13 protein-coding genes and 1 pseudogene are annotated in these 15,857 nt (G+C 71.7%); 2 read left to right on the top strand and 12 right to left on the bottom strand.

The window, feature by feature from the left end:
* Positions 1-170: 170 nt before the first annotated feature.
* Together BKA18_RS19975 and BKA18_RS19970 are read right to left on the bottom strand one after the other, a co-directional pair.
* Positions 171-821, bottom strand: a complete 651-nt coding sequence (locus BKA18_RS19975; protein WP_366044072.1) for a response regulator — start codon at positions 819-821, stop codon at positions 171-173.
* Positions 822-1,063: 242 nt separating this feature from the next.
* Positions 1,064-1,366 (bottom strand): annotated as a pseudogene (locus BKA18_RS19970) (class I SAM-dependent methyltransferase); the annotation flags it as partial.
* Between the two features lie 240 nt (positions 1,367-1,606).
* Here BKA18_RS19970 and BKA18_RS19965 point away from each other — a divergent pair.
* Positions 1,607-3,412: a S9 family peptidase gene (locus tag BKA18_RS19965; RefSeq protein WP_366044225.1), complete on the top strand. Its 1,806-nt coding sequence runs from the start codon at positions 1,607-1,609 to the stop codon at positions 3,410-3,412.
* Between the two features lie 96 nt (positions 3,413-3,508).
* Here BKA18_RS19965 and BKA18_RS19960 read toward each other — a convergent pair whose 3' ends face one another.
* On the bottom strand, positions 3,509-4,483 hold the full coding sequence (locus BKA18_RS19960; RefSeq protein ID WP_429638451.1) for a cation diffusion facilitator family transporter: 975 nt from the start codon (positions 4,481-4,483) through the stop codon (positions 3,509-3,511).
* A 39-nt stretch (positions 4,484-4,522) separates the two neighbouring features.
* Between BKA18_RS19960 and BKA18_RS19955 the strand changes: the two genes are divergently transcribed.
* Entirely contained in the window at positions 4,523-4,783 is a 261-nt protein-coding gene (locus BKA18_RS19955; protein WP_366044235.1) for a hypothetical protein, read from the top strand.
* Between the two features lie 58 nt (positions 4,784-4,841).
* On the opposite strand, the gene BKA18_RS19950 is transcribed toward BKA18_RS19955, so the two are convergent.
* The 9 genes from BKA18_RS19950 to BKA18_RS19910 form a co-directional block, all read right to left on the bottom strand.
* Entirely contained in the window at positions 4,842-5,774 is a 933-nt protein-coding gene (locus BKA18_RS19950) for an SURF1 family protein (protein ID WP_366044070.1), read from the bottom strand.
* 121 nt (positions 5,775-5,895) lie between these two features.
* Entirely contained in the window at positions 5,896-7,362 is a 1,467-nt protein-coding gene (locus BKA18_RS19945; protein WP_366044069.1) for a hypothetical protein, read from the bottom strand.
* A 254-nt stretch (positions 7,363-7,616) separates the two neighbouring features.
* A complete protein-coding gene (locus BKA18_RS19940) occupies positions 7,617-8,192 on the bottom strand; it encodes a SigE family RNA polymerase sigma factor (RefSeq protein ID WP_063827992.1) in 576 nt (191 codons plus the stop codon).
* A gap of 495 nt (positions 8,193-8,687) precedes the next feature.
* Positions 8,688-9,818, bottom strand: a complete 1,131-nt coding sequence (locus BKA18_RS19935; RefSeq protein WP_006604193.1) for an aspartate-semialdehyde dehydrogenase — start codon at positions 9,816-9,818, stop codon at positions 8,688-8,690.
* Complete coding sequence (locus BKA18_RS19930) at positions 9,815-11,086, bottom strand: aspartate kinase (RefSeq protein WP_006604194.1); 1,272 nt, start codon at positions 11,084-11,086, stop codon at positions 9,815-9,817. Before BKA18_RS19930 ends, BKA18_RS19935 begins: the two co-directional genes overlap by 4 nt.
* Before the next feature lie 429 nt (positions 11,087-11,515).
* Positions 11,516-12,178 carry a DUF5063 domain-containing protein gene (locus BKA18_RS19925; RefSeq protein ID WP_006604195.1) on the bottom strand — a complete coding sequence of 221 codons (663 nt, stop codon included), beginning with the start codon at positions 12,176-12,178 and terminating at the stop codon, positions 11,516-11,518.
* A complete protein-coding gene (recR, locus tag BKA18_RS19920) occupies positions 12,171-12,770 on the bottom strand; it encodes a recombination mediator RecR (RefSeq protein ID WP_006604196.1) in 600 nt (199 codons plus the stop codon). Before recR ends, BKA18_RS19925 begins: the two co-directional genes overlap by 8 nt.
* Positions 12,771-12,821: 51 nt before the next feature.
* The gene (locus BKA18_RS19915; protein WP_078568662.1) at positions 12,822-13,172 is read right to left on the bottom strand and encodes a YbaB/EbfC family nucleoid-associated protein; all 351 of its coding nucleotides are present in this window, start codon (positions 13,170-13,172) and stop codon (positions 12,822-12,824) included.
* A gap of 159 nt (positions 13,173-13,331) precedes the next feature.
* Positions 13,332-15,824 (bottom strand): DNA polymerase III subunit gamma and tau, encoded by a 2,493-nt coding sequence (locus BKA18_RS19910; protein WP_366044068.1) that lies wholly within the window; start codon positions 15,822-15,824, stop codon positions 13,332-13,334.
* Between the last annotated feature and the right edge of the window lie 33 nt (positions 15,825-15,857).

Here is a 15,857-nt window from a genome sequence, read left to right as displayed (position 1 = left end):
GGGTGGAACCTGGGTGGAGCTGGGTTGGAGCTGAGGTGGAGTCAGGTGGAACTGGGCTGGTCCCTGGTAGGAGCCAGAGGGAGCGCGGGTGAGCCCTGGTCCGGGGGCGTCAGGTGGATTTCGGCTCCGTCCGGCCGCATTTCGGGATCCATAACGCCGCTGTCGGGTCGTCATTCCGAATATCGGTGTTCCCGCGCATAGTGGATCGCCTGTGCGCGATCCTTACTTTTCGTCTTGGCGAAGATGCGGTTGATATGGGTCTTGACCGTGGTTTCGCTGATGAACAGATGCCGGGAAATCGCACGGTTGTCGTGCCCGGCGGCAATCAGCTTGAGGACGTCGATCTCCCGCGCGGTGAGGCCGTCGTCCGGCGCCGGGGCGGGCCGGTTGCGGGACGCCGCGCGGATGAGGGTGCGCTGCACACCGGGGTCGAGCAGCGCCTGGCCGGCGGCGGCAGCGGTGAGCGCGCGGGCGATCGCGTCCTTGGTCGCGGACTTGGTGAGATATCCCAGTGCGCCGGCCTGCAGTGCCTCCAGGGCGAGGTCGTCGGAGGCGTACGTGGTCAGGACGACCACCTGGGTATCCGGGTGCTCCTGGCGTACCCGCCGAGTGGCTTCCGCGCCCGTGCAGTGGGGCATGACCAGGTCCATCAGGACGACGTCCGGGCTGTGTTCGGCGACCAGGGCCACGGCTTCCTCGCCGTCGGCCGCTTCGCCCACGACCGTGATGCCCGGCATGGTCCCCAGTAGGAGGACGAGCCCTTCGCGCACTGCCGCCTGGTCATCGGCGACGATCACCCGGATACCGGCTTCTGTGGTCACGAGGCCAGTTTCCCCCGCGCCGCTTCCGTAGCGAGGACGTTTCGCCCCGCGCAGCGTCACCTGGCCACCGGGGGTGCCTGCCCACGCGGTGCGGGCCCACGCGCTGCCTGACCACGCGTTGCTCAATGACCTGCGACCGCTGCCCAGCTCGGGCCCACCGGGCACGGCCTGCTCGCAGCCGACGCGGCTCGGGCCCAGCGGGCACAGCGCCGGCCCAGCGGGCACGGCTTGCACGCAGCGCGTACGGAAGCCGGCTGTTCGCGGGCGGCTTCGACGGCCGGTTCGGAGAAGTCCGGGCCGACCACGCGGCCCGCGCCGCGATGGGCCCAGGAGAGGGTGTCCTGGCCGAAGTGACACTGGAGGTGGAGAAGGGACCGGCCGGTGGCATCACCGACCTCCGCGATCTCGAAGTCACGCAGCACATCCCGGAGCCGCCGGAATCGGTCCTGATGGTAATAATCACTCGCGGTGTGGAGGGCGACGCACTCGTCCCACCTCGCACGATTGGCCTCCCGCCAGTCGTCAGGGCCCGTACGTGGTCGCATTCGGCGGAGTTATCCACAGCCTGGTGACCCTCGCCGACGGAATGCCGGTGCCAGGCGCAGAATGGGCCCATGACTGACGAGACGACCGCAGGCCCAGCTCACGCCACCGACCCGAAGCCTTCGACGACCGATACCCGCCATGGGGCCGAGACGACAGGCTCGGCAGGCCCCATAGCGGGAGCGGAGGGTCCGGCGGCGGATTCGGCAGGCACTGCGGACTCCGGCGGCGCGGTCGACGCGATGCCGGACTGGGAGAAGCGCTTCCGTGCGCCGCGGATCGGGCTGCCCGACTGGGCCGAGGACGCCCCGGACCGTTCCCTGTTCGTCTCGAACGCCACCGGCACCTTCGAGCTGTACGCCTGGGACCGGTCGACCGGTCGGCAGCGCCAGGCCACCGACCGGCCGAACGGCACGACGGACGGGACGCTGTCGCCGGACGGCAGGTGGATCTGGTGGTTCTCGGACACCGACGGGGACGAGTTCGGCGTCTGGATGCGGCAGCCCTTCGAGGGCGGCCCGGATGAGCCGGCCACCCCGGGGATCGCCGCCGCGTATTCGGGCGGGCTGGCGATCGGCCGGGACGGGACAGCGGTCGTCGGGTGCTCCACGGACGAGGAAGGCTCCACGGTCCATGTCGTACGGCCCGGAGAGCCCCCGGTGGAGATCTACCGGCACCGCGAGTCGGCGGGCGTCGGCGATCTCTCGCACGACGGCTCCCTGATCGCCCTGGAACACACCGAGCACGGCGATGCGATGCACTCCGCGATCCGCGTCGTCCGGCCCGACGGCTCCACGGTCGCCGAGTTGGACGACACCAACGGCGGGACCGAGGAGCTGGGCCTGTCGGTGATGGGCTTCGCCCCGGTCGACGGGGACGCCAGGCTGCTGGTCGGACATCAGCGCAGGGGTCGCTGGGAGCCGATGATCTGGGACCCGCTGACCGGTGTGGAGACGGCCCTGGAGATCGATCTGCCCGGAGATGTGGGCGCCGACTGGTACCCCGACGGGTCGGCCCTGCTGGTGGAGCACGAATACCAGGCCCGCAGCGAACTGTGGCGCTACGAACTCGGCAAGCCGGGCGGCACCGCCACGGGATCCGCGGCCGGCCGCCCGCTGACCCGGGTCGAGTCCCCGGCCGGCACGGTCTCGGGCGCGACGGCCCGGCCGGACGGAACGGTGGAGTTCCTGTGGTCGTCGGCGGCGCAGCCCCCGGAGGTGCGCTCGACAAGCGGCAAGGTCGTGCTGGACCCACCCGGTATGAAGGCCCCCGGGTCGGTGCCGGTGCGCGACGTCTGGGTGGAGGGCCCCGGGGGCCGTATCCATGCACTGGTGCAACAGCCGACCGGCGAGGGCCCCTTCCCTACGGTCTTCGACATACACGGCGGTCCGACCTGGCACGACAGTGACGCCTTCGCTTCGTCGCCCGCGGCGTGGGTGGACCACGGCTTCGCGGTCGTACGCGTCAACTACCGCGGTTCGACCGGGTACGGCCGCGCCTGGACGGATGCGCTCAAGCACCGCGTCGGGCTGATCGAGCTGGAGGACATCGCAGCGGTACGCGAATGGGCGGTCTCCTCCGGTCTGGCGGACCCGGAGCGTCTGGTGCTGGCGGGCGGCTCATGGGGCGGCTATCTGACGCTGCTGGGACTCGGCACCCAGCCGGAGGCCTGGGCAGTGGGCCTGGCGGCGGTCCCGGTCGCGGACTACATCACGGCGTACAACGACGAGATGGAAGCCCTCAAGGCCATGGACCGGACTCTGCTGGGCGGCACCCCTGACGAGGTGCCGGAGCGCTTCGAGGCGTCCTCCCCGCTGACCTACGTGGACGCGGTGCGGGCCCCGGTGTACATCTCGGCCGGCGTCAACGACCCACGGTGCCCGATCCAGCAGGTGGAGAACTACGTGAAGCGCCTGGAGGGCCGCGGCCATCCCCACGAGGTCTACCGCTACGACGCCGGCCATGGCTCCCTAGTCGTGGAGGAACGCATCAAGCAGGTCCGCCTGGAACTCGACTTCGCCCAGCGCCATGTAGGCGCGAAGGGCTAGAGGGCCAGGAGGGACGGAGGTACGGAGGTACGGACTGAAGAAGGCCCCGGGGGTGGGTGCCCCCGGGGGAGGGAGAGGAAAGCCGTCGAAGCGCGCTCACCGCACCCCATGATGAGCCAACGCCGCGTGAGGGTCCGTGCCGTCGCTGGTGTGGTCGGTGTGGACGGTCGCGGCGGTGAGCCGGGGGACGGCGTGGATGAGGGCGTGCTCGGCGGCGACGGCGAGTGCATGCGCCTGCACCACGGTCAGACGGGAGTCGACGACGATATCGGCCTCGGCGCGCAGGGTATGGCCGATCCAGCGCATCCGTACCTGTCCGACGCCGCGGACACCGTCCACGGCACGTAGTGCGCTCTCGGCGGCATCGATGATCTCGGGGTCGACGGAGTCCATCAGCCGCCGGTAGACCTCCCGGGCCGAGTCGCGCAGCACCATGAGGATGGCAGCGGTGATCAGCAGGCCGATGACGGGGTCGGCCGCCCGCCACCCCAGAGCCGCGCCGCCCGCACCGAGAAGGACGGCGAGCGAGGTGAAGCCGTCGGTACGGGCGTGCAGACCGTCGGCGACAAGGGCGGCCGAGCCGATCCTGCGGCCGGTGCGGATGCGGTAGCGGGCCACCCACTCGTTGCCGAGGAACCCGGCCACGGCGGCCGCGGCCACGGCCCACAGATGTGTGACCTCGCGGGGGTTCAGCAGCCGGTCCACGGCTTCGTACCCGGCCAGGGCCGAGGAGGCGGCGATCGTCAGCACGATGGCGATACCCGCGAGGTCCTCGGCCCGGCCGTAGCCGTAGGTGTAACGGCGGTTCGCAGCCCGCCTCCCGAGCACGAAGGCGATGCCCAGCGGTGCGGCGGTCAGCGCGTCGGCAGCGTTGTGGATCGTGTCGCCGAGCAGCGCCACCGACCCCGACAGCACGACGACCACCAGCTGGATCACGCTGGTCAGGCCCAGGATGCCGAGCGAGAGCCACAGCGTGCGCAGGCCCTCGCGGGAGGTCTCCATGGCGGCGTCGACCTTGTCCATGGACGCATGGCTGTGCGGGGAGACCAGGTGCGCGAGTCGATGACGCATCCGCGACCACCGGCGGGAACCGTGAGGAGGGTGAGAGGGATGCGGATCATGCCCCGGCTCGTGACCAAGGTGACGGTCACCCTGCACGCCATCACTGCGGTCACCATGCACGTGATCAGGACGTTCCCCGTGCAGGTCATCACGGCGGTCACCGTCCACGCGATCAGGACGATCACCGTGCACGTGATCATGGTCGTGGCGAGGGTCACGACGCGCGTGCTCATGGCCGTGCGGGTGGGTGTGATTGCCTGCCATACGGCCTACCGTGGCACGGCGAGCCGATTGCAGCTACTACCGTGATACGCCCGCTGACCAGGTGCAACATCGTTGCAGCAGCGGCGGGCGCCCGGCCTCGGGCCTACCCGGCCCGCGCCGCCTCGCCCTGCTCCTCGCCCCGGCCGTCAGCCGGGCCATCCCCCCGGTCGGCGCCCCCGGACACGGACGCGGACGCCACCACGGACACACCCGCGCCGTCACCCGCGCCGTCATCCCCACCGCCCCCCTCCGGCACGATGCCCAGCGCCGCGTCCTTCGCGGCTTCGGCGTCGCGGCGGAAGAGGCGGAACCACATGAAGACGACGAAGCCCGCGAAGACGAACCACTCGCCGGTGTAGCCGAGGTTCTGGAAGGCCTTGAGGTCCAGCCCGCTGCCCTCGGCGGCGGCCGGCGGGACGGCGTGCAGCGGGGCCTGGGCGTCGGTCTGCGTGATCCAGGCGTCGTAGACCCCGTACGGCACGATGTTGACCAGCGACGCCGCACTGATCATGCCGAGCTGCCCCCGCGGCAGCCCGCCGCCGGCCTGCACACCCTCGGTGCCCTGGTTCTCGGAGGCCTGCAGCGCCCCGGTGACCGTCACCTCGCCCTTGGGCGGCGCGGGCACCTTCGCCGTATCGGCCTTCGCGCCGGCGTCGCCGGGCAGCCAGCCGCGTACGACCGGGAGCGCCTTGCCGCCGTCCGTACGCAGCAGATCGAGGACGTAGAAGCCCTGCCGTTCGCCGTGCTCGTCCTTCAGGGTGCGGGCCGGTACGAGCAGTTGGTGGGCGGTGTCGTAGTGCCCGCGGGCGCTGGCCTGGCGGCCGGAGGTCACCGTGTCGACGGGGAGCAGGCGCTCCAGCGGACGGGCCGCCGCGGCCTTGGCACGGGCGGAGCGGTCCTCTTGCTGCTGGTGGGACTGGACGCGGTCCTCGAAACGGCTCAGCTGCCAGCTCCCCATGAAGATGCAGAGCGGAATCGCCAGTACGGCGAAGACGTTGATCCCCCACCACCGCGGGGTCAGCAGGAACCGGTACACGCCCATAACGGTACGGGGCCCACGCGACCGGGCAGCACCGCCCCCTGCACACACGGCCCACCGGGAGCCGGACCTTCCCCCTCACCGGGCGTCGCCCCACGAACCGCCACCGCCCCAGCCCCTACCGCCGAACCGCCAACGCCTCCGTCCGATACACCGTCCCCGCGCACGCGTCCGCGACCTTGGCGTCTGCCGCGGTGGGCTCGCCGGCCTCCGGGGTGTGGCTGAGGACGATGCCGCCGGCCGCGGCTCCGCTGTCGCCGGCGCCCGTGTCGCCGCCCGTCTGGCCGCCTCCGTCGCCCGCCGCCGTGGCCCCGGCGTCCGGGGACTGGCCGGGGTCCTTGGTGGGTTCGGGGGTCGGTGAGGGGCCGGGGTTGACGCAGCCGCTGGTGCCGCCGCCGGACTGCGGGATCCAGGCGAACTTGACCTCGTACGACTCCCCCGGCTTGAGAACCAGCTGGTCAGGGGTGGTGGCAGGGTCGGGCAGGCCGGTGGCTTCATCGCCGGAGGTGTGGTCGACGACATGGATGCGGTCGGGGTTCGTGGCGCCCTGGGCGACCACGCCGACGGTGCCGCCGCCCTCCACCGAGCAGGCGGCGCTGGAGGTGTTGACGACCCGGAACGCGCCGTAGACGCGGCCCGCGGAGTCCGCCGCGCCGACCGTGCTGGTGCCCTGGCCGAGCTGTTCGCGCCCGCAGACCGGTGAGGTGACGTCCATGGTCTCGTCCGGCGAGGGGGTGCCGGCGCCCGCGCCGTGGCCCGCGCCGTTCTTGCCCGTGGCCCGGCCCTTGCCGCTGGGCAGGCCCGCGCCAGGCTTCCCGCCGATCCTGCCGGACGGCGGGGGTCCGGCCTGCTCGGTGCCCTCGCCGTGGGTGCCCTCGGTGCTGCCCTGGGTCTGCTGGCTGCTCGCCGTATTGGCGGGCCGCTCCCCGGAGCTGTCGGCGAGGTTGGCCACATGGACCATGGCGGGGATCGACGTACCGCCGAGCAGCAGCGCGGCCGCCGCGCCCACCACGGCATGGCGACGGCGCTGCCGGCGGGCGGGCACGGCACGGCGCAGCTGCTCCAGCGCGTCCGGCGCCGGTTCGAGGTTGCCGACGCGGGACTGCAGCAACCGCCGCAGGTCGTCCTCGCCGCCGAAGCCGCCGGTGGGGTGGCCGCGGCCGGGTCCCTCGCCGGAGCCGCTGCCGGTACCGCCGCCGAAGGCGCCGCCGCCGTACGCCGCGCTGTCGTAGGCATGCGTGTGGTCGTCGTCGTAGGTGCGGCTGCCGTGGCCGTCGTAGGCGTGACCGTCGTCGCCGTCGTACGGGCGCCTGCGCTCTTCGTCGTACGCGGAGTGGTCGGTCCCGGCACCGGTGTCTGCGGTGTCCTGTGCGCCGGCCGCGACACTAGTGTCAGCCGGGCCCTGTGCGCCGGCCGCGACACCGATGTCATCGCCGCTGCCGGAGTTTCGGCCGGAATTCGCGCCCGGCCCGCCCGGGGCGCCGCGCCGACCGTCCCCGGGCCCGCCGTCCCCGGGGCCCTGTGCCGTACGCGCCGCGCACAGTCCGCGCACCGTCTCGCCGGGCCTGCCACGCACGCCGGTCACGCGCCCCGGGCCATGCCACCCCTCCACACCGGGTGCGCCAGAGCCCCGGGCCTCGTCAGGGGAGCCGTACGGAGCGCCGGGAGGCCGGGCCTCGGTCGGGGCGGGCAGGTCGGGGTGAGGAGCGCGGTGGTGCATCGGATCAGTCGGGTACGGCGAAGTGCCGGGGTTTTTCAGGGTGATCGGAGTGAGCGGGGTGAGCGCCTCGTGCGCGCCGCGCGAGTCGAACGGGTCGTGCCGGCCAGACGTCGTGCCCTTCATGCCGGAGCCTCCATCGCGACGCGGAGCGCCGCGATGCCCCGCGACCCGTAGGCCTTGACGGAGCCGAGCGATATGCCCAGCGTCTCTGCCACTTGCGCCTCGGTCATATCGGCGAAATAGCGCAGCACCAGCACCTCACGCTGCCGGCGCTGCAGCCCGCGCATCGCCTGGATCAGCTGGTCCCGCTCCAGCAGGTCGTACGCGCCCTCCTCGGCGCTCGCCATGTCGGGCATCGGCTTGGAGAGCAGCTTGAGCCCGAGGATGCGGCGACGCAGCGCGGAGCGCGAGAGGTTGACGACGGTCTGCCGGAGATAGGCGAGGGTCTTCTCGGGGTCCCGCACCCGCCCGCGTGCGGAGTGCACGCGGATGAAGGCCTCCTGGACGACGTCCTCGCAGGAGGCGGTGTCGTCGAGGAGCAGCGCGGCGAGCCCGAGCAGGGAGCGATAGTGCGCGCGATAGGTCTCGGTGAGGTGGTCGACCGTGGTGCCCGCTGCCATCGCGTCGTCAGAGTCCCCGCGTTGCGGAGGAATCTGGGCGGGACGGGTGGTGGGCCAGGGAGCGATCACCGGCATGCTCCCGGCCGTACGGGAACGCGGCGGGCACACTGCTGTGCCGGCCGCTGCGCCCGCTGGGGCGATGGTGAAACCGAGTACCTCTGCCACGCCTGTTGGACACGCTTCCCCCCACAAGGGTTGTACGCGCAAGGCACCGCTTTTGACGATGCATCAAATGCCCTCATGCGTACCAGCTCTTCCTGAATGCCCTAATTGCCCCGACGCGAATGCCCCGCCATCCGGGGACTCACTCTGCAGCCCGTGGATCCCCCGGGCCACCCCTGAAGGCGGCCACAAAGACGCTCCCCGCCCAACTGCCGGTTGCAGTGTGGCGGGGAGCGAATGGTCGAACAGATCGTCAGCCCAGATCAAGAGGCGGGGACTGGCGATTCGCTCACAGGATCTTCACACGCCCCACAAAGTATCTCCCAGGCGGTCGGCGCACGGCGCCCGATCCCGCCAAGTCGCGTACTCCACAGGGCCCTAAGGGCTGTCCCCTAAGCCCGCGCCCCGCTACCTCCGGGACTCCCGCCCGCGCAGCTCCGCCGCCACCAGCTCCGCCACCTGCGCGGTGTTCAGCGCCGCGCCCTTGCGCAGATTGTCGCCGCACACGAACAGCTCCAGCGCCCGCGGATCGTCCAGCGAACGGCGCACCCGCCCGACCCAGGTCGGATCCGTACCGACGACATCGGACGGGGTGGGGTACTCGTCCTCGGCCGGATCGTCGCACAGCACCACTCCGGGCGCCGCGGCCAGGATCTCGTGTGCGCCGGCGACCGTGACCTCGTTCTCGAAGCGGGCGTGCACGGACAGCGAGTGGGTCGTGATCACCGGCACCCGTACGCAGGTCGCGGTGACCGGCAGGTCCGGCAGCCCGAGGATCTTGCGGGACTCGTTGCGGATCTTGAGCTCCTCGGAGGACCAGCCGTCCTCCTGGAGGGAGCCGGCCCAGGGCACCACATTGAGCGCGATCGGCGCCGGGAACGGCCCCAGCGTGTCCCCGGCGGCCCGCCGCACATCGCCGGGCGTGGTCCCCAGTTCCGTACCGGACACCGCGGACAGCTGCCCCCGCAAGGTGTCGACGCCGGCCTTCCCCGCGCCGGAAACGGCCTGGTAGGAGGAGACGATCAGCTCGCTCAGCCCGTACTCGGCATGCAGCGCCCCCAGCGCGACGATCATCGAGAGCGTCGTGCAGTTGGGGTTGGCGATGATGCCGCGCGGGCGCACCCGCGCCGTATGCGCATTGACCTCGGGGACGACCAGCGGCACGTCCGGGTCCATCCGGAACGCGCCGGAGTTGTCCACGACCACCGCGCCCTTGGCCGCCGCGACCGGCGCCCAGCGCGCGGAGACCTCGTCGGGGACGTCGAACATCGCCACGTCGATACCGTCGAAGGCCTCCTCGCTCAGCGCGACGACCTCGACCTCCGCACCCCGTACGGTCAGCTTGCGGCCGGCCGAGCGGGGCGAGGCGATCAGCCGGATCTCGCCCCAGATGTCGGCCCGCTCGGAGAGGATGCCCAGCAGAACGCCGCCGACGGCGCCCGTGGCACCGACGACGGCGAGCTGCGGCCGGGCGGCCGGGCGGGCGTCCGCCCCCGCCGTGTCAGCGTGGGACGGACGGCCCGCCTCGGCCGGAATCATCGCCCGGTGCCGCCATAGACCACGGCTTCATCACTGTCGGTGTCGAGACCGAAGGCGGTGTGGACGGCGCGCACGGCCTCGTTCACGTCATCGGCACGGGTGACGACCGAGATGCGGATCTCGGAGGTCGAGATGAGCTCGATGTTCACGCCCGCGTTCGACAGCGCCTCGAAGAAGGTCGCCGTGACGCCCGGGTTGGTCTTCATCCCCGCGCCGACGAGCGAGATCTTGGCGATCTGGTCGTCGTAGCGCAGCGAGTCGAAGCCGACCGCCGCACGGGTCTTCTCCAGGGCCGCGACGGCCTTGCGGCCCTCCGTCTTGGGCAGCGTGAAGGAGATGTCGGTCAGACCGGTCGACGCGGCGGACACGTTCTGCACGACCATGTCGATGTTGACATCGGAGTCCGCGATCGCACGGAAGATGCGCGCGGCCTCGCCCGGCTTGTCCGGGACTCCGACGACCGTGACCTTCGCCTCGGAGGTGTCGTGTGCGACGCCCGAGATGATTGCCTGCTCCATCGGCTGGTCCCCTTGCGGTTCGTTGCTGACCCACGTGCCCTGCAGCCCCGAGAAGGACGAGCGGACGTGGATCGGGATGTTGTAACGGCGTGCGTACTCGACGCAGCGGTGCAGCAGCACCTTGGAGCCGGAGCTGGCCAGCTCCAGCATGTCCTCGAAGGAGATCCAGTCGATCTTCCGGGCCTTCTTCACGACCCGCGGGTCGGAGGTGAAGACACCGTCCACATCGGTGTAGATCTCACAGACGTCGGCGTCCAGGGCGGCCGCCAGCGCGACGGCGGTCGTGTCCGACCCGCCGCGCCCCAGCGTCGTGATGTCCTTCTTGTCCTGGGACACGCCCTGGAAGCCGGCGACGATGGCGATATTGCCCTCGTCGACGGAGGTCTTGATCCGGCCCGGTGTGACATCGATGATCCGTGCCTTGTTGTGCACGGAGTCGGTGATGACACCGGCCTGGCTACCGGTGAAGGACTGCGCCTCGTGACCGAGGTTTTTGATCGCCATCGCCAGCAGGGCCATGGAGATCCGCTCTCCGGCGGTCAGCAGCATGTCGAACTCGCGCCCCGACGGAATCGGGGACACTTCCTGCGCGAGATCGATCAGCTCGTCCGTCGTGTCGCCCATCGCCGAAACCACCACGACAACCTGGTTGCCGTTCTTCTTGGCCTCGACGACTCGCTTGGCAACGCGCTTGATGCCCTCGGCATCCGCAACGGATGAGCCGCCGTACTTCTGCACGACAAGGCCCACGTGCGCTCCTCGCAACTGTCTCATCGGGAGTTTCCTCCCGGACCCCCGGAAATGGGGGTACTGCGGTCGGCTCAGTCTAACGAGCAAGCGGAATCCGCCCTGCTGATACCGCATCGTGAGACGCGTGACTCACTGTTTGACCACCGTGATCGGCTTGATCACCATGGCCACCTGAACTCGTGAGTTCCGCGTCCCGCGGCGGTATCCACACGGCGCACCGTTGCGCCTGCCCGGCGAGCACATGCCCGCTCCAGCCCGGTACACACGAAAACGTAACCCAGCTCACAGGCTCCGGCCACGGCGCGAGGCATCACGGGGCAGCCGGCATCAGGCGCCTCGTGCGCCCCGGCGGCGGGCGACGGCCGGGGCGGGCCCGGCCGCGGCGGCCGCCCCCGGGCCTCAGCTTCCCGGCGGCGGCCGTCCCCCGGCTCAGCTTCCCCGCAGTCCCAGCGGCGCCGCGATCTCCGCCGCCATGACCTTCCCGGCCTCCTCGGCGAGCTGCTCCTCGTCGCCGGTGACGTTGCTGTCGGTGTCCAGGCCGTCCAGCTCGACCAGCGGCTGGTCGAGGCGTACGTGGGCGACCAGCGACTGCAGCGCGCGCAGTGCGGCCGAGGCGGTCGGGCCCCAGTTGGAGAGGTAGGAGAACTGCCACCACCACAGGGCCTCGCTGACCCGGCCCGCCCGGTAGTGCGCCAGGCCGTGGCGCAGATCGGTGATGATGTCGGCCAGGTCGTCGGAGATCCGGCTGGCGACCGGCTCGCTGCGCGGCACATACGGGTCGAAGACCTCGGAGTAGACGTCCACCGGGTCGAGGAGGGTCGCAAAGCGCTCGCGCAGCTCGTCGACGTCCGGTTCCGGGCCGGTGTCCGTCTCGTACCGCTCGTCGGGGACGAAGTCCTCGTGGGCGCCCAGGCGGCCGCCGGTGAGCAGCAGCTGGGAGATCTCCAGCAGCAGGAAGGGCACCGCACTGTCCGGCTCGTCGCCCTTGGCGACCTCGGTCACCGCGACGATGAAACTCTCGATCGAGTCGGAGATCGATACGGCGAAGTCGTCCGGGTCCTGTGTCGCGTTGTGCAGCGTGGCATCAGACATCGAGAAGTCTCCTCCCTTCGAAGGCCCGCCCGAGCGTGACCTCATCTGCGTACTCCAGATCGCCCCCGACCGGCAGTCCGCTCGCCAGTCGCGTCACTCTCAGGCCCATGGGTTTGATCATGCGGGCCAGATAGGTGGCCGTGGCCTCGCCCTCCAGATTCGGGTCGGTGGCCAGAATCAGCTCGGTGACGGTGCCGTCCGCGAGCCTGGCCAGCAGTTCCCTGATCCGCAGGTCGTCGGGGCCCACGCCCTCGATCGGGCTGATCGCCCCACCGAGGACGTGGTAGCGACCGCGGAACTCGCGCGTCCGCTCGATCGCCACGACGTCCTTGGGCTCCTCCACGACGCAGATGACCGCCGGATCGCGCCTCGGGTCCAGGCAGACCCGGCACTGCTCCTCCTGCGCCACGTTGCCGCAGACGCTGCAGAACCGGACCTTCGCCTTGACCTCCATCAGCGCGTTCGCGAGCCGACGGACATCGGTCGGCTCGGCCTGAAGAATGTGGAAGGCGATCCGCTGCGCGCTCTTGGGACCGACGCCGGGCAGCCTGCCCAGCTCGTCGATCAGGTCCTGGACCACGCCTTCATACACGGAACGTCTTCTTTCTCTTCTGCCGTGCTGCGTACGCTAGTTGGCTACTCCTCAGAAGGGGAGACCTGGGATTCCGCCACCGCCCAGACCCTGGGCGAGCGGACCGAGCTTCTGCTGCTGCAGCTGCTGGGCGCTGGCGTTGGCGTCCCGGACCGCCGCCAGGACGAGGTCGGCGATCGTCTCGGCCGTCTCCTCCGCGGAGTCGGTGTCGATCGCCTTGGGGTCGATGACCAGGCCCGTGAGTTCACCGGAGCCGGTCACCGTGGCCTTGACCAGGCCGCCGCCCGCGGAACCCTCGACGGGTGTCTCCGCGAGCTCCTGCTGGGCGGCCGCGAGATCCTGCTGCATCTTCTGGGCCTGCTGAAGCAGCTGCTGCATATTGGGCTGACCACCGGGGATCACGACGTGACTCCTGCCATACGACAACGATTGGTGCGGTAGCCCGAGCCTACGTGTTTCACGGGCCCCGCGCCCTACGCCGTAGGGAGGAGCACGGGTGTACGCCCGGTGGACATCCGCTGACCTGCTTTGCGGCCCTGCCGGGGCGCTTGTGGGCGCCGTCTACTCGTTGTTGAACTCTTCCAGCACCGTCGCGCCGAGCTCGCGGACGATCAGGTCGTGGCCGCTGAGCGCGGAGTCGACGAGATCGGCGTCGTCCTCGGCCGGCATGTCGTACTCGATCGACGTCGGCGGGGGCTCCGGCGGCGTGTACGAGTGCTCCGCCACGGGCCCGCCCTGGGCGCCGCCCGCGGACGCCGCCGGCGACACGGCCTCCCGGGCCATCCGCGCGCCCTGGCTGCCGCCACCGCCGGCCCCTTCGCCGCCCGCTCCGTACCGGCCCCCGGACGACGGGGGCGCGGCCGGGCCGCTCTGCTGGGGCGGGGGCTGCGGGGCGCCCTGCTGGGGTGCGGCGGGGGCTCCGCCGCCGAAGCCGCCACCGCCACTACGGGGGGCACCGCCGGCCGGCGGACTGGCGCCGCCCGACGGGTCGACGATCGCCTCGACCCGCCACTGCACCTGGAACCGCTCGGCCAGCACGTCCTTGAGGACGTCCTCGCTTCCGCCGTTGGCGAAGCTGTCGCGGGCGCCGGCATTGGGGAAGCCGATCTGCAGCGTCGTGCCGTCGAAACCGGAGACCTGGGCGTTCTGGCTCAGCAGGATCCAGGTGAAGCGCCGGCGGTCCTTCACCGCTTCCAGGATGTCCGGCCACATCTGCCGTACCTGGGCGGCACCCTGCGCCGCTCCCGGGGCCGCACCGGCAGCCTGCGGGGGCTGCGGCGATACGGGGGCGGGCGGGCCGGCCGGGGGTCCGGACGGGGCGGGGGGCGTGGACGGGGCAGAGGGCGCGGAGGGGGCGGGCGCCCCGCCCTGACCCGGCGCCACGGCCGTGGGCCAGCCTCCGGGCTGCCGTCCGGCGCCCCCGCCGGTGCCGGCCGCGCCGCTGCCGCTGTCGGCGCCGTTGCCCCTGCTCGTGCTGCCCGGCCAGGCCCCGGGCCGGGCCGCCGCACCCGCAGGGCCGCCGTCCTGCCCAGGGGGCTGCTGCGCCTCCGCCGGGGCGCCCTGCGGCGCCCCCGCGCCTCCGCCGTGCTGCTCCGCACCAGGCCGGGCGCCCGGCCCGCCGGACGCCCCCGTTCCTGCCGTCTGCGCCCCCGGAGCGGCCGGGGCGGGGGCACCGCCCACCTGGCCGGCGCTCGTCGCGCCCCGCACCGCGGCACGCGCCGCGGCCGGACCGGACGGGCCCCCGGCCGGCATCGCCGGATGAGCCTCCGGCCCCGGTACATAGCCCGCTGCCGGCCCGCCACCGGATGCCACCACCGGCGCGGCCCCGGGCCCGAGCTCTCCCCCGGAGCCCGCACCGCCGCCCGCGCCGCCGGCCCCGCCCAGCAGCGCGGCACCCGCACCGCGCTCCAGGCGGTCCAGCCGCGCCTGCACCGACCGCTCGTCGTCGTACGCCGCCGGCAGCAGCACCCGCGCGCAGATCAGCTCCAGCTGAAGCCGCGGCGAGGTCGCCCCGCGCATCTCCGTCAGGCCCGTATTGACCAGGTCGGCGGCCCGGCTCAGCTCCGCCGCTCCGAAGACGGACGCCTGCGCCGTCATCCGCTCCACCACATCGGCGGGGGCGTCGATCAGCCCCTTCTCCCCCGCGTCCGGCACGGCCGCCAGAATCACCAGATCCCGCAGCCGCTCCAGCAGATCCGCCACGAAGCGCCGGGGGTCGTTGCCGCCCTCGACGACCCGGTCCACGACCTCGAAGGCCGCCGCGCCGTCCCCCGCGGCGAAGGCCTCCACGATCGAATCCAGCAGCGACCCGTCGGTGTAGCCCAGCAGGGCCGTCGCCATGGCATATGTCACACCGTCCGCACCGGCACCGGCGAGCAGCTGGTCCATCACGGACATCGAGTCCCGCACCGACCCGGCGCCGGCCCGCACCACCAGCGGCAGCACCCCGTCCTCGACCGGGATGCCCTCCCGCCCGCACACCTCTGCCAGGTACTCCCGCAGCGTCCCCGGCGGCACCAGCCGGAACGGGTAGTGATGCGTACGCGACCGGATCGTCCCGATGACCTTCTCGGGCTCCGTGGTCGCGAAGATGAACTTCAGATGCTCCGGCGGCTCCTCGACGACCTTCAGCAGGGCGTTGAAGCCCGCCGAGGTCACCATGTGCGCCTCGTCGATGATGTAGATCTTGTATCGGCTGCCGGCCGGCCCGAAGAACGCCTTCTCCCGCAGCTCACGGGCGTCGTCCACGCCACCGTGCGACGCCGCGTCGATCTCGATCACATCGATCGAGCCCCGGCCGTTCCTGGCCAGGTCCACACACGACTGGCACGTCCCGCAGGGGGTGGGAGTGGGACCTTCCTCACAGTTGAGGCAGCGCGCCAGGATCCGCGCACTCGTCGTCTTGCCGCAACCACGCGGCCCACTGAACAGATAGGCGTGATTGACCCGATTGTTCCGCAATGCCTGCTGCAGCGGATCGGTCACGTGCTCTTGCCCGATGACCTCGGCGAAGGTCTCGGGCCGGTAGCGGCGGTACAGCGCAAGGGACGACACGCATACGACGATATCGGGCCCCACTGACAACCG

This window comes from Streptomyces auratus, assembly GCF_050433025.1.
Lineage (GTDB): Bacteria > Actinomycetota > Actinomycetes > Streptomycetales > Streptomycetaceae > Streptomyces > Streptomyces sioyaensis.
Note: the sequence above shows the minus strand (reverse complement) of the source record. Positions and strands in the feature narration are given on the sequence as shown.

Coding starts and splice junctions, on each gene's coding strand:
- BKA18_RS19940 (WP_063827992.1), bottom strand. CDS start 8,192: ATGCCGGTGATCGCTCCCTGGCCCACCACCCGTCCCGCCCAGATTCCT.
- BKA18_RS19925 (WP_006604195.1), bottom strand. CDS start 12,178: ATGTCTGATGCCACGCTGCACAACGCGACACAGGACCCGGACGACTTC.
- BKA18_RS19955 (WP_366044235.1), top strand. CDS start 4,523: ATGCGGATCATGCCCCGGCTCGTGACCAAGGTGACGGTCACCCTGCAC.
- BKA18_RS19960 (WP_429638451.1), bottom strand. CDS start 4,483: ATGCGTCATCGACTCGCGCACCTGGTCTCCCCGCACAGCCATGCGTCC.
- BKA18_RS19935 (WP_006604193.1), bottom strand. CDS start 9,818: ATGATTCCGGCCGAGGCGGGCCGTCCGTCCCACGCTGACACGGCGGGG.
- BKA18_RS19965 (WP_366044225.1), top strand. CDS start 1,607: ATGCCGGACTGGGAGAAGCGCTTCCGTGCGCCGCGGATCGGGCTGCCC.